Annotated in this window: 3 protein-coding genes; all 3 read left to right on the top strand. The window is 63.0% G+C overall.

The features are described from left to right. Positions 1 to 257 precede the first annotated feature (257 nt). The 3 genes from I5961_RS19545 to I5961_RS19535 all read left to right on the top strand — a co-directional run bounded on the left by I5961_RS19545 (position 258) and on the right by I5961_RS19535 (position 15,300). Entirely contained in the window at positions 258 to 13,256 is a 12,999-nt protein-coding gene (locus I5961_RS19545) for a non-ribosomal peptide synthetase (RefSeq protein WP_227233112.1), read from the top strand. Between the two features lie 149 nt (positions 13,257 to 13,405). Next, positions 13,406 to 14,230: an alpha/beta fold hydrolase gene (locus tag I5961_RS19540; RefSeq protein ID WP_227233111.1), complete on the top strand. Its 825-nt coding sequence runs from the start codon at positions 13,406 to 13,408 to the stop codon at positions 14,228 to 14,230. Positions 14,231 to 14,262: 32 nt separating this feature from the next. Continuing rightward, a complete protein-coding gene (locus tag I5961_RS19535; protein ID WP_227233109.1) occupies positions 14,263 to 15,300 on the top strand; it encodes a hypothetical protein in 1,038 nt (345 codons plus the stop codon). Positions 15,301 to 15,329 lie beyond the last annotated feature (29 nt).

The raw sequence follows: 15,329 nt of genomic DNA, 5'->3' as shown, positions 1-15,329 counted from the left end.
AACGGTGCGATCCGTGAACTGCGACACGCCGCCGCACTCCGCCCAAGCGCCCAGCGCCGTTGGTGATCCAGCCTGCCGACTAATTATTTCAAGACGTCATCCGTTCTCATTGGTGAATGGATCCGGGTACGCAGCCCCGGACCTACCGCATTCCAATGCCTTGCACGGTCGGCGAAGACCGTGTCCCGCATGCCTTGCACGGGCATGCCGCAGCCAACCCGATTCCATCAGCAAGCCGAATTCAGGCAGGAAACCTCATGACCGACGCGTTCGAACTCCCCAGCACTCTGGTCCAAGCCCTCCAGCGCCGCGCGGCCCTGACGCCGGATCGGCTGGCCTTGCGCTTTCTCGCCGAAACCGAGGAACAGGCTGTGGTGCTCAGTTATCGCGAACTCGATCAGCGCGCGCGCACCATCGCGGCAGCGTTGCAGGCCGAGGCCGGATTCGGTGATCGCGCGGTATTGCTGTTTCCGAGTGGCCCGGATTACGTCGCGGCGTTCTTCGGTTGCCTCTACGCGGGCGTGATCGCGGTGCCGGCCTATCCGCCGGAGTCGGCCAGGCGTCACCATCAGGAGCGCCTGCTGTCGATCATCGCCGACGCCGAACCGCGCCTGCTGCTGACCAGCGCCGACCTGGGCGACGCCCTGCAGCAAATCGAAGGCGCGCCAGCGCTGTTGTGCGTCGATACCCTCGACGCTTCGCTCGCCGAGCGCTGGGCCGAACCGACCTTGCCGCAAGACCACATCGCCTTCCTGCAATACACCTCCGGCTCCACCGCGCTGCCCAAGGGCGTGCAGGTCAGCCACGGCAACCTGGTGGCCAACGAACGGCTGATCCGCCACGGCTTCGGCATCGATGTGAACCCCGACGACGTGATCGTTAGCTGGCTGCCGCTGTACCACGACATGGGTTTGATCGGCGGCCTGCTGCAACCGATCTTCAGCGGCGTGCCGTGCATCCTGATGTCGCCGGCTTACTTCCTCGGCCGGCCGTTGCGCTGGCTTGAAGCGATCAGCCAATACGGCGGCACCATCAGCGGCGGCCCGGACTTTGCGTATCGTCTGTGCAGCGAGCGCGTCAGTGAATCGGCGCTGGAACGTCTCGACCTGAGCCGCTGGCGCGTGGCCTATTCCGGTTCCGAGCCGATCCGCCTCGACACCCTCGAGCGCTTCGCCGAGAAATTCACTGCATGCGGTTTCAGCGAAAGCAGCTTCATGGCGTCCTACGGTCTGGCCGAAGCGACCCTGTTCGTCGCCGGCACACCGCGCGGCACCGGCATTCCGGCGCTACGTGTGGACGATCAAGCCCTGGCACAGAACCGTGCCGAAGCGGGCGAGGGCAGTCCGATCATGAGTTGCGGCATCAGCCAACCCGAGCATGCGGTGCTGATCGTCGAGCCAAACACCCTCGAAGCGCTCGCCGACAACGCCGTCGGTGAAGTCTGGGCAGCCGGCCCGAGCATCGCCCACGGCTACTGGCGCAATCCCGAAGCGACTGCCAAAACCTTCGTGCAGCACGCCGGCCAGACCTGGCTGCGCACTGGTGACCTGGGTTTCATCCGCGACGGTGAACTGTTCATCACCGGTCGCCTGAAAGACATGCTGATCGTGCGCGGTCACAACCTCTATCCGCAGGACATCGAGAAGACGGTCGAGAACGAAGTGGAGGTGGTGCGCAAGGGCCGCGTCGCTGCGTTCGCGGTCAATCAGAATGGCGAAGAAGGCATCGGCATCGCGGCGGAAATCAGCCGCAGCGTGCAGAAAATCCTCCCGCCCGAAGCGCTGATCAAAGCTATTCGCCAGGCCGTGGCCGAGGCGTATCAGGAAGCGCCAAGCGTGGTGGTGTTGCTCAACCCGGGTGCGCTGCCGAAAACTTCCAGCGGCAAGCTGCAACGTTCGGCCTGCCGTAATCGTCTGGCCGACGGCAGCCTCGACAGCTACGCGGTGTTCCCGTCGGCCACCGCTGAAGCCTGCGATTCGACCGCGTCCACCTCCGAACTGGAAGCATTGATCGGCAGAATCTGGGCCGAGCAATTGAACGTCAAACAGGTCAACGCCGACGATCACTTCTTCCTGCTCGGCGGCAACTCGATCGCAGCCGCCCAAGTGATCGCCAAGGTTCGCGAAGAGCTGAGCCTGGAGCTGAATCTGCGTCTGCTGTTCGAAGCCCCGACCCTGTCCGCGTTCGCCGCCGCTGTCGCACAACAGCAACGGGACGGCGGCAGCGCCCAGGGCGAAATCACCGCGCTTTCGCGCCACGAAGCCTTGCCGCAATCGCTGGCGCAAAACCGTCTGTGGATCACCTGGCAGCTCGATCCGCACAGCAGCGCTTACAACATTCCCGGTGCCCTGCGCCTGCGCGGCGAACTGGACGAGGACGCCCTGCGCGCCAGTTTCCAGCAACTGTTCGAACGTCATGAATCTCTGCGTACGCGTTTCTTCGAGCGCGACGGCGTGGCGTTGCAACAGGTCGAAGCGGCAGGTGAGTTCAACCTGCAACTGATCGACATCAGCGATCTGCCGGCCAGCGAGCGTGAAGCCCGCGCACAACAGATCCGCGAAGACGAGGCCCGCACCCGGTTCGATCTGGAGAAAGGCCCGCTGCTGTGGGTGACGCTGGTTCGCCTCGATGACGAAGATCACCAGTTGCTGGTGACCATGCACCACATCATCGCCGATGGCTGGTCGCTGAACGTTTTGATCGACGAGTTCTCGCGCCTGTACGCCGCCGCTTCCCAAGGCCAGCGCGCCGAACTCGCGCCGCTGCCCACCCAATACGCCGACTACGGCAGCTGGCAGCGCCAATGGCTGGCCCAAGGTGAGGGCGAGCGGCAACTGGGGTACTGGAAAGCGCAGTTGGGCGACGAGCATCCGACCCTGGAACTGGCGACCGACCATCCGCGTTCTGCCAGGCAAAAACACAGTGCCGCGCGCCACAGCGTTCGCCTGGGGATCAGCCTCAGCGATGCGATCCGCCAGACTGCCCAAGCCTGTCAATCCACGCCATTCATGCTGCTGCTCTCGGCGTTCCAGAGCCTGTTGCATCGCTACAGCGGCCAGCGCGATATCCGCATCGGCGTGCCGAACGCCAACCGTCCGCGTCTGGAAACCCAGGGCCTGATCGGCTTCTTCATCAACACCCAGGTGCTGCGCGCCAACGTCGATTCGCGTCTGCCGTTCACCGAACTGCTGGCGCAAACCCGCCAGGCTGCACTCGGTGCCCAGGCGAATCAGGACTTGCCGTTCGAACAACTGCTCGAAGCCTTCCCGCAGGCCCGCGAACAAGGTCTGTTCCAGGTCATGTTCAACCATCAGCAACGCGACTTGAGCGCGCTCAAACGTCTGCCGGGTCTGCTCGCCGAAGAACTGCCGTGGCACAGCCGCGAGGCCAAGTTCGATCTGCAACTGCACAGCGAAGAAGACCGAAACGGTCGCCTGACGCTGTCCTTCGACTACGCCGATGAGCTGTTCGACGCGGCGACCATCGAGCGTCTGGCCGAGCATTTCAGCAACCTGTTGCGGGCTGTCTGCGAACGTCCGGAGCAGACCATCGGTGACCTGCCGCTGCTGACCGCCACCGAACACACTCAGCAAAACGCGTGGAGCATCGCCCCGTGCACCCCGGCGCAACAATGGCTGCCGGAACTGCTGAATGAACAGGGGCGTCAGACCCCGGATCGCACCGCGCTGGTGTGGGACGGCGGCAGTCTCGATTTTGCCGAACTGCACGCCCGGGCCAACCGTCTGGCCCATTACCTGCGTGACAAAGGCGTCGGCCCGGATGTCTGTGTGGCCATCGCCGCCGAGCGTTCGCCGCAACTGCTGATCGGCCTGCTGGCGATCATCAAGGCCGGCGGCGCCTACGTGCCGCTGGATCCGGATTACCCCGCCGAACGCCTGGCCTACATGCTCAGCGACAGCGGTGTCGAACTGCTGCTGACCCAGACTGCATTGCTCGACCGCTTGCCGGCCAGCGAAGGCGTCAGCGTGATCGCCATGGACACCCTGCACCTGGAGAACTGGCCGAGCCAGGCACCGGGCCTGCACCTGCACGGCGACAACCTCGCCTACGTGATTTACACCTCCGGTTCCACCGGCCAGCCGAAAGGCGTCGGCAACACTCACGCGGCGCTGGCCGAGCGTCTGCAATGGATGCAGAACACCTATTGCCTGAACGACACCGACGTGTTGATGCAAAAGGCACCGATCAGTTTCGACGTGTCGGTTTGGGAGTGCTTCTGGCCGCTGATCACGGGCGCGCGCCTGCTGATCGCCGGCCCCGGTGAACACCGCGATCCGCATCGCATCGCGCAGCTGGTTCAGCAATACGGCGTGACCACGCTGCACTTTGTGCCGCCGCTGCTTTCGCTGTTCATCGACGAACAGCTGAGCGCCGGATGCACCAGCCTGCGCCGTGTGTTCTCCGGCGGTGAAGCGCTGCCGGCGGAGCTGTGCAACCGCGTGCTGGCGCAACTGCCGGCGGTGCAGCTGCACAACCGTTATGGCCCGACCGAAACCGCGATCAACGTCACCCACTGGCATTGCTCCGTGGCGGATGGCGAACGTTCGCCGATTGGCCGTCCGCTGGGCAACGTGGTCTGCCGCGTGCTCGACAGCGATCTCAACCCAGTACCGGCCGGTGTGCCGGGGGAACTGTGCATCAGCGGCATCGGCCTGGCCCGTGGTTACCTCGGTCGCCCGGCGCTGACCGCCGAACGTTTTGTGGTCGATCCGCTGGGCGAGCAGGGCGCGCGTCTGTACCGCACCGGTGACCGTGCGCGCTGGACCGGCGACGGTGTGATCGAATACCTCGGCCGTCTCGATCAGCAGGTCAAACTGCGCGGCTTCCGCGTCGAGCCGCAAGAGATCGAAGCGCGACTGCTGGCTCAGGACGGCGTCGCTCAGGCCGCCGTGCTGGTGCGTGAAACCGTCGCCGGCCCGCAACTGATCGGCTACTTCACTGCAACCGACACCAGCGAAGATCAGGACGCGCAAACCGCTCGCCTGAAAACCGCACTGGCCGCCGAGCTGCCGGAATACATGGTCCCGGCGCAACTGATGCGCCTCGACGAAATGCCCCTGAGCCCGAGCGGTAAACTCGACCGCCGCGCCTTGCCCGAGCCGCAATGGCAGGTGCGCGAACACGTCGAACCGGTCACCGAGCTGGAGCAGCAGATCGCCGCGATCTGGCGTGAAGTGCTGGGCCTGAAACAGGTCGGCCTGCGTGACGACTTCTTCGCCCTCGGCGGTCACTCGCTGCTGGCCACGCAAATCATCTCTCGCACCCGTCAGGCCTGCGACGTCGAGCTGCCGCTGCGTGCATTGTTCGAGCACAGCGAGCTGGGTGATTTCGCCGAACAAATTCGCCAGATCCAGGCCAGCGGCCGCACCAACAAGCAGCCGCCGATCGACAAGGTTGATCGCAGCAAACCGGTGCCGCTGTCCTATTCCCAACAGCGCATGTGGTTCCTCTGGCAGATGGAGCCGGACAGCCCGGCGTACAACGTCGGCGGCATGGCGCGCCTGCGTGGCGTGCTGGATGTGGGGCGTTTCGAGGCGGCACTGCAAGCGCTGATCGTGCGCCACGAAACCCTGCGCACCACGTTCCCGAGCGTCGACGGCGTGGCCCGTCAGCAGGTGCATGCCGAGACCGGCGTGCGCATGGACTGGAAGGATTTCTCGAAACTCGCCGCTGATGTGCGCGAGCAGAAAGTCCAGCAAGTGGCCGACGATGAAGCGCACCTGCCGTTCGATCTGGAAACCGGTCCGCTGCTGCGCGCCTGCCTGGTCAAGACCGCCGGGCAGGAGCATTACTTCGTCCTGACCCTGCACCACATCGTCACCGAAGGCTGGGCGATGGACATCTTCGCCCGCGAGCTGAGTGCCCTTTACGAAGCGTTCGTCGATGACCGCGATTCGCCGCTGGAGCCGCTGCCGGTGCAGTACCTCGACTACAGCGTGTGGCAGCGCAATTGGCTGGAATCCGGCGAGCGTCAGCGTCAGCTCGATTACTGGACCGCGCAACTGGGCCGCGAACATCCGCTGCTGGAATTGCCGGGCGACCGTCCGCGTCCGCCGGTGCAAAGCCACCAGGGCGAGCTGTTCCGTTTCGACCTGAGCGACGATCTTGCCGCGCGGGTCCGGGCGTTCAACGCGCAGAACGGTCTGACCCTGTTCATGACCATGACGGCTGCGCTCGCAACCCTGCTTTACCGCTACAGCGGCCAGACCGATCTGCGCATCGGCGCGCCGGTGGCCAACCGTATCCGTCCGGAAAGCGAGGGGCTGATCGGTGCGTTCCTCAACACTCAAGTGCTGCGATGCCAGCTCGACGGCCAGATGTCGGTCGGCGAGTTGTTCGAGCACGTGCGCCACACCGTGATCGAAGGTCAGTCCCATCAGGACCTGCCGTTCGATCATCTGGTTGAAGCGTTGCAGCCACCGCGCAGCGCCGCGTACAACCCGTTGTTCCAGGTGATGTGCAATGTACAGCGCTGGGAATTCCAGCAAAGCCGCATGCTCGCCGGGATGACCGTCGAGTACCTGGCCAACGATGCGCGGGCGACCAAGTTCGACCTTAACCTGGAAGTCACCGACCTCGATCACCGTCTCGGTTGCTGCCTGACTTACAGCACCGACTTGTTCGACGAGCCGACGATTGCGCGCATGGCCAGGCACTGGTGCAACCTGCTGGAAGCGCTGATCGCCGACCCGCAGCAACGTCTCAGCGAACTGCCGCTGCTCGATGCGCCCGAGCAACAGCAATTGCTCGACAGCCTCGGCGTCGAGCCGGGCGAGCGCCGTCTCGACCAGTGCATTCATCACCTGTTCGCCGAACAGGCGTTGGCGCGCAAAGACGCACCGGCCCTGACTTTTGCCGGGCAGACCCTGAGCTACGCCGAACTCGACGCTCGCGCCAATCGCCTGGCCTGGGCCCTGCGTGAGCGCGGTGTCGGCCCGCAAGTTCGAGTAGGCCTGGCGCTGGAGCGTTCGCTGGAAATGGTCGTCGGTCTGCTGGCGATCCTCAAGGCCGGTGGCGCCTATGTGCCGCTGGATCCGGAATACCCGCTCGACCGTCTGCATTACATGATCGAAGACAGCCGCGTTGGCCTGCTGCTCAGCGATCGCGCAATGTTCAAGGCCCTCGGCGAGCTGCCGTCGAACGTGGCGCGCTGGTGCCTGGAGGACGACAGCGCGGCGCTTGCCGATTACCCGGCTACCGAGTTGCCATTTGTCAGCCTGCCGCAGCATCAGGCGTACCTGATTTACACCTCGGGTTCCACCGGCAAGCCGAAAGGCGTGGTGGTGTCTCACGGTGAAATCGCCATGCATTGCCAGGCCGTGATCGAGCGCTTCGGCATGCGTCCAGACGATTGCGAGCTGCACTTCTATTCGATCAACTTCGACGCCGCTACCGAGCGTCTGCTGGTGCCGCTGCTCAGCGGGGCGCAGGTCGTGCTGCGTGCGCAAGGTCAATGGGACGCGGAAGAGATCTGCGGCCTGATCCGCGAACATCGGATCAATATTCTCGGTTTCACTCCGAGCTACGGCAGCCAGTTGGCGCAGTTCCTGGCGACGCAAAACGACATCCTGCCGGTGCGCATGATCATCACCGGCGGTGAAGCGCTGACCGGCGAACATCTGCAACGGATTCGTGCAGCGTTCAAACCGAGCCTGTTCTTCAACGCCTATGGCCCGACCGAAACCGTGGTCATGCCGCTGGCCAGTCTTGCGCCTGAAAGGCTGGAAGAGGGCGTCGCCAGTGTGCCGATCGGCAGCGTGATCGGTGATCGCGTGGCTTACATTCTCGACGCCGATCTGGCGCTGGTGCCGCAAGGTGCGACCGGTGAATTGTTCGTCGGTGGCGCCGGTCTGGCGCTGGGCTATCACGATCGCGCCGGCATCACCGCCGAACGTTTTGTCGCTGACCCGTATGCCGCCGATGGCGGGCGTATGTACCGCACCGGCGACCTGGTGCGCCAGCGCGCCGATGGCTTGGTGGAATATCTGGGGCGGATCGACCATCAGGTGAAAATCCGTGGTTTCCGGATCGAACTGGGCGAGATCGAAACCCGCCTGCTCGATCACGATTCGATCCGCGAAGCGGTGGTGCTGGCGCTGGATGCCCCGAGCGGCAAGCAACTGGTCGGCTATCTCGTGACCGAGGCCGCTTCGCGAAGCGAAGCCGAGCAAGCCGAACTGCGCGAAGCACTGAAGTCGCACCTGAAGATGCAACTGCCGGACTACATGGTGCCGACGCATCTGATTCTGCTGGCGAGCATGCCGCTGACCGCCAACGGCAAGCTCGACCGCCGCGCGTTGCCGGCGCCGGATCCGGAGCTCAATCGTCAGGAGTACGTGGCGCCGAGCAACGAGCTGGAGCAGACCCTGGCGCAGATCTGGTGTGAAGTGCTCAACGTCGAGCAGGTCGGTCTGAACGACAACTTCTTCGAACTGGGCGGCGACTCGATCCTGTCGATTCAAGTGGTCAGCCGGGCGCGTCAGCAAGGCATTCATTTCAGCCCGCGTGATCTGTTCCAGCACCAGACCGTGCAGACTCTGGCCGCTGTCGCCAGTCGCAGTGAAACCGTGACGGCCGAGCAAGGTCTGGTGATCGGCGAATCGCGTCTGACGCCGATCCAGCACTGGTTCTTCGACACCGAGATTGTCGAGCGTCAGCACTGGAACCAGTCGTTGCTGCTGGAGCCGACGGTGGCGCTGGAACCGCACCGTCTGGAGCAAGCATTGCTGGCGGTGATCGAGCAGCATGACGCCCTGCGTCTGCGCTTCACCGAGGTCAACGGCGCATGGCAAGCGGCCCATCAACCGGTGACCGATGCAGCGGTGCTTTGGCAAGTTCGCGTGCCGTCGATGGACAAATGCACCGCACTGTTCGCCGATGCCCAGCGCAGTCTCGATCTCGCGCAAGGCCCGCTGCTGCGCGCCGTGCTGATCGATGGGCCGGACGGCCAGCAACGGCTGTTCATCGCAATCCATCACCTGGTGGTCGATGGTGTGTCGTGGCGCGTTCTGCTCGACGATCTGCAAACCGTGTATCGCCAGCTCGACGCCGATCAGTCGGTGAAACTGCCGGCGAAAACCAGCGCCTTCAAGGACTGGGCGGCACGCTTGCAGGCTTACGCCGGCAGTGAATCCCTGCGTGAAGAACTGAGCTGGTGGCAAACGCAACTGGCCGGTCCGAATGTTGACTTGCCGTGCGAACGCCCAGAGGGCCGTCGCGAGAATCGTCACGCACAGACCGTCAGCGTGAGTCTGGATGCCGAGCGCACCAAACAACTGTTGCAACAGGCACCGAGCGCCTATCGCACGCAGGTCAACGACCTGTTGCTGACCGCGCTGGCCCGCGTGCTGTGCCGCTGGAGCGGTCAGCCGTCGGCGCTGATTCAACTGGAAGGCCACGGCCGCGAAACCCTGTTCGACGAGATCGACCTGACCCGCACCGTCGGCTGGTTCACCAGCGCCTATCCACTGCGCCTGACCCCGCACAACATCGAAGAAGCCGCCGGGCAGGGCGCTTCGATCAAGGCGATCAAGGAACAATTGCGCGCCGTTCCGCACAAGGGGCTGGGCTATGGCGTGCTGCGCCATCTGGCTGATGACGCCGGTCGTCAGAGCATGGCGGCGTTGCCGAACGCGCCGATCACCTTCAACTACCTCGGCCAGTTCGACCAGAGTTTCGGCAGCGATGCGCTGTTCCGTCCGCTGAATGAATCGGTCGGCGCGGCCCACGATCCGCAGGCACCGCTGCCGAACGAGTTGAGCGTCGACAGTCAGGTGTACGGCGGTGAGCTGCTGCTGCGCTGGACCTTCAGCGCCGAACGCTACGACGCGCAGACCATCAATGAGCTGGCCGATGCCTACGTCGGCGAGTTGCAGAGCCTGATCGAACATTGCCTGCAAGACGAGGCTGGTGGCCTGACGCCGTCGGACTTCCCGCTGGCGAAACTGACTCAGGCGCAACTTGACGCACTGCCGGTGCCGGCGGCGCACATCGAAGACGTGTACCCGCTGACGCCGATGCAGGAAGGCATGCTGCTGCACACCTTGCTCGAACCGGGCACCGGCCTGTACTACATGCAGGATCGCTATCGCATCAACAGCGAACTCGACCCCGAGCGTTTCGCCCAGGCGTGGCAAGCCGTGGTCGCCCGTCATGAAGCACTGCGTGCCTCGTTCTGCTGGAACGTCGGCGAAGACATGCTGCAAGTGATTCATACGCCGGGTCGTACGCCGATCGAATACCTGGACTGGAGCACCATTGCGGACGCCGAGCAGGAGCCGAAACTGAAAGCGCTGCTCAAGGCTGAACGCGAGACCGGTTTCGATCTGCTCAATCAGGCACCGTTTCACCTGCGCCTGATCAAGGTCGGCGCGGCGCGTTATTGGTTCATGATGAGCAACCACCACATCCTGATCGATGCCTGGTGCCGGTCGCTGCTGATGAACGATTTCTTCGAGATCTATACCGCCCTCGGTGAAGGTCGCGAAGCGCAACTGGCGAAGCCACCGCGCTACCGCGATTACATCGGCTGGCTGCAACGCCAGAGCCTGGCCGAAGCACGTCAGTGGTGGCAGCAGAACCTGCAAGGCTTCGAGCGCACCACGCCGATCCCGAGCGATCGTCCGTTCCTGCGTGAACACGCCGGTGAAAGCGGTGGCATGATCGTTGGCGACCGCTACACCCGACTGAACGTCGAGGACGGCGCCCGTCTGCGTGAGCTGGCCCAGGCCCATCAACTGACCGTCAACACCTTCGCCCAGGCGGCGTGGGCACTGGTGCTGCGCCGCATGAGCGGTGATCGCGACGTGCTGTTCGGCGTGACCGTGGCCGGGCGTCCGGTGGAGATGCCGGAGATGCAACGCACTGTCGGCCTGTTCATCAACAGCATCGCGCTGCGGGTGCAGATCCCGGCGGACGACCAGCGCGCCAGCGTGCGTCAGTGGCTGAGCGACCTGCTCGACAGCAACATGCAACTGCGCGAGTACGAATACCTGCCGCTGGTGAACATCCAGGAACAAAGCGAACTGCCGAAAGGCCAGCCGCTGTTCGACAGCCTGTTCGTGTTCGAAAACGCCCCGGTGGAAGTCTCGGTGCTGGACCGTGCGCAAAGCCTCAATGCGACCTCGGACTCGGGCCGTACCCACACCAACTTCCCGCTGACGGCGGTCTGCTATCCGGGCGACGACCTCGGTCTGCATCTGTCCTACGACCAGCGTTACTTCGACGAGTCGACCATCGAGCGCATGCTCGGTGAGTTCAAGCGTCTGTTGCTGGCGCTGGTCGACGGCTTCCATGGCGACATGGCCGACCTGCCGCTGCTGGGCCATGAGGAACAGGATTTCCTGCTCCACGGTTGCAACCAGAGTGAGCACGACTATCCGCTGGAGCAGAGCTACGTCGAACTGTTTGAAGCGCAGGTCGCGCAACATCCGCAACGCATTGCCGCCAGTTGCCTCGATCAGCAGTTGAGCTACGGGCAACTGAACGTCAACGCCAACCGTCTCGGTCATGCACTGGTCGCGGCCGGGGTGCAGATGGATCAACCGGTGGCGCTGCTGGGCGAACGTAATCCGGATCTGCTGGGCATGATCATCGGCAGCTTCAAGGCCGGTGCCGGTTACCTGCCGCTGGATCCGGGCCTGCCGAGCCAGCGTCTGCAACGGATCATCGAACTCAGTCGCACGCCGGTGCTGGTGTGCAGCGAAGCTTGCCGTGAACAGGCGACGACCTTGCTCGACGAATTCAGCTGTGCCAACCGACCACGTTTGCTGGTGTGGGAAGAGGTTCAGGCCGGCGCTGTATCGTCGACGAATCCGGGCATCTTCAGCGGCCCGGACAACCTGGCCTACGTGATCTACACCTCGGGCTCCACCGGGTTGCCCAAAGGCGTGATGGTCGAGCAGCGCGGCATGCTCAACAACCAGTTGAGCAAGGTGCCGTACCTGAACCTGAGCGACGCCGATGTGATCGCCCAGACCGCTTCGCAAAGCTTTGACATTTCGGTCTGGCAGTTCCTCGCCGCACCGTTGTTCGGGGCGCGGGTGGACATCGTGCCGAACACCATCGCCCACGATCCGCAAGGTTTGCTGGTGCATGTGCAGCAGCAGGGCATCACCGTGCTCGAAAGCGTGCCATCGCTGATCCAGGGCATGCTCGCTTCGGATCGTCTGAGCCTCGACGGCCTGCGCTGGATGCTGCCGACCGGTGAAGCAATGCCACCGGAGCTGGCTCATCAGTGGTTGCTGCGTTACCCGGAGATCGGTCTGGTCAACGCGTATGGCCCGGCGGAATGCTCGGACGACGTGGCGTTCTTCCGCGTCGACCTGGCCTCGACTCGCGGCAGTTACCTGCCGATCGGTACCCCGACCGACAACAACTTGCTGTACCTGCTCGATGGCGCGCTGGATCTGGTGCCGCTGGGTGCGGTAGGTGAGTTGTGTGTGGCGGGTACTGGTGTCGGTCGTGGTTATGTCAGTGATCCGCTGCGCACCGCGCCGGTGTTTGTGCCGAATCCGTTCGGTGCACCGGGCGAGCGTCTGTATCGCACCGGTGACCTGGCGCGCCGTCGCAGTGACGGCGTGCTGGAATACGTCGGTCGGGTCGACCATCAGGTGAAGATTCGCGGTTACCGGATCGAGCTGGGTGAAATCGAGGCGCGTCTGCATGAGCAACCGGAAGTTCGCGATGGCGCGGTCGGCGTGCAGGAAGGCGTCAACGGCAAGCATCTGGTCGGCTATCTGGTCGCCGCAGATTCCGCACTGAATCAGAGCGAACGCCTGGAGCGGATCAAGCAGCGCCTGCGCGCCGAACTGCCGGAATACATGGTGCCGCTGCATTGGCTGTGGCTCGACCGGTTGCCGCTCAACGCCAACGGCAAACTCGATCGCAAGGCCTTGCCGGCGCTGGAGATCGGCCAGTTGCAGAGCCAGGATTACCTGGCGCCGCGCAGCGAACTGGAACAGACCCTGGCCGACATCTGGGCCGAGGTGCTCAAAGTCGAGAAGGTCGGGGTACGCGACAACTTCTTCGAGCTCGGCGGGCATTCTTTGCTCGCCACGCAGATCGCCTCGCGGGTGCAGAAAGCCTTGCAACGGGACGTACCGCTACGGGCGATGTTCGAGTGCAGCACGGTGGAGGAACTGGCCGGTTACATCGAAGGACTGGCGGCCAGCGACATTACCGAGGAGAAGGTTGATCGCCTGAATGACCTGATGGCGGAGCTGGAGGGCCTGTAAACAACAGCCCGCGACAACGGCGACAGAAAACATGGTTTTCTCTGTAGCCGTTGTCGCAGGTAAGGCTTTGTAATCCTTTCATATCATTGACTGTCGAGGCCGGCCCGCTCAGTCTTCGGGCTTCAGTTTCTTTGCCACGGGGGTTATCGATGCCTTTTTTCACGGTTGACGGACAGGCGCTTCACTACATTGATCAAGGCACGGGGCCGGCGGTGTTGCTGGCCGGTAGCTACCTGTGGGACCAGGCCATGTGGGCGCCGCAGATCGCCGCGTTGTCACCGCACTATCGGGTGATTGCACTGGATCTGTGGGGCCATGGCGAATCCGGTCATTTGCCTGAAGGCACTGCTTCGCTGGACGACATCGCGCGCCAGGCGCTGGCCTTGCTCGATCATCTGGATATTGATCAGGTTTCGCTGGTCGGGCTGTCGGTCGGCGGCATGTGGGGTGTGCGTCTGGCGTTGTCGGCGCCGCAGCGGCTCAACGGACTGGTGTTGATGGACACCTACGTCGGCGTCGAGCCGGAGCCGACTCGCCAGTACTATTTCTCGCTGTTCAAACAGATCGAGGAAAGCGGCGGAATCTCCGAGCAACTGCTGGATATCGTGGTGCCGATCTTCTTCCGGCCGGGCATCGATCGAGCGTCGGCGCTGTATCAGGACTTTCGCGCGAAACTCGCGGGTTACTCTGCTGAACGTCTGCGTCAAAGCATCGTGCCGATGGGGCGTATCACCTTTGGCCGTAATGATCTGTTGCCGCGTCTGGGCGAGCTGAATGCGGCCACCACGCTGGTGGTCTGCGGCGATCAGGACAAGCCACGCCCGCCGTCGGAAGCACAGGAAATGGCTGAGCTGATTGGCTGTCCGTGTGTGCTGGTGCCGGAGGCGGGGCATATCTCCAATCTGGAGAATCCCGAATTCGTGACGGAGGTGTTGTTCAGCTTTTTGAGTGAGCGCAATCGAAATACGCTGTAATTGCGCATGGAATTTCATTTTAAGGGTCTGGCGTGAAGCAATTCTTCTGGCGCGATCTTGAAGATCTGCAAGGACAATGGGGTGGGCTTAGCGTCGAGATAAGTGGCCCCCCGCAGGGCAAACCACAACTGCATCTGCGAACGGGTAACAATGCTCGTCTGAAACTGATGTTCAACGAGAGCCCTTTGCTTTGGGGAACGATAGCGACTTCGTATTACGGTGCCTGGCTGGTACGCAATCCGATGCCGATGTACTGGGAGTCGCCACCCGTTCCTGCCATTGACTCTGCACAGGTCGAACACCATCGCCATTTGCCTGCTGGGCAGCGGATGAAGGCCTGGAGTCGATACTTCATCAACCAACTGATGGAGTATCAGGCGGACTTTCTTTATCCCGGGCAATGGGTGGCACGGCCAATGATGCCTGTGGCCGTGCCAGGACAACGTGGCGAAGGTGTGAGCAACTGGTATTTCTCGACAGAGCAAGAGATGACCAGTCATTTACCGAGATGGTCAGCTCGTGGTGACGGCATTCTCGACAATCTTCAGCCACGATCGGTGGAGTGGCTCGACTGGGATTTGGGCAATCTGATTGGTCTGCACACGGTCGATCCGTATGCCGGGCGTATGAAGTGGTGGCGCAAGAAGGCGAGAGAGGACAGCCTGCCCCCCGTCTTGCTGTGGTACGTCGGCGCCTTGTGTTCTTACGTGATTATCGACGGTCACTATCGATTGCAGGCCGCGCTGGCTGAAGACGTCAAACCGACGTTTATCGTTTTGAGTTCAACTAAAACCCATCCATTCACGCTGAATCCCGATACTCAACAACGGGTTCTCAATTCCCTGATGCTGCAAAGCGAAAGGAATCCGGGATTTGATGTACGAACTTTGAACCAGGCGTTGATCCACAACTTCGATGATCGGCCCTGCCACTCAGCAAAAACTCATGCCTGGGCCGGCATACTATCGGACGTGGAGTGGTCGCAAGAGGTGACGCAGTTTTTGCTCAAGCGCGAAGCGACAGGCGAGCTGGATGACATCCTGGGCCGGTGTCAGCCCAGTAAGTGGTGACGGCTCCAGCAGCGTTTGCCGGAGCCGCC

Source organism: Pseudomonas sp. IAC-BECa141, assembly GCF_020544405.1.
Classification (GTDB): domain Bacteria; phylum Pseudomonadota; class Gammaproteobacteria; order Pseudomonadales; family Pseudomonadaceae; genus Aquipseudomonas.
Note: the sequence above shows the minus strand (reverse complement) of the source record. Positions and strands in the feature narration are given on the sequence as shown.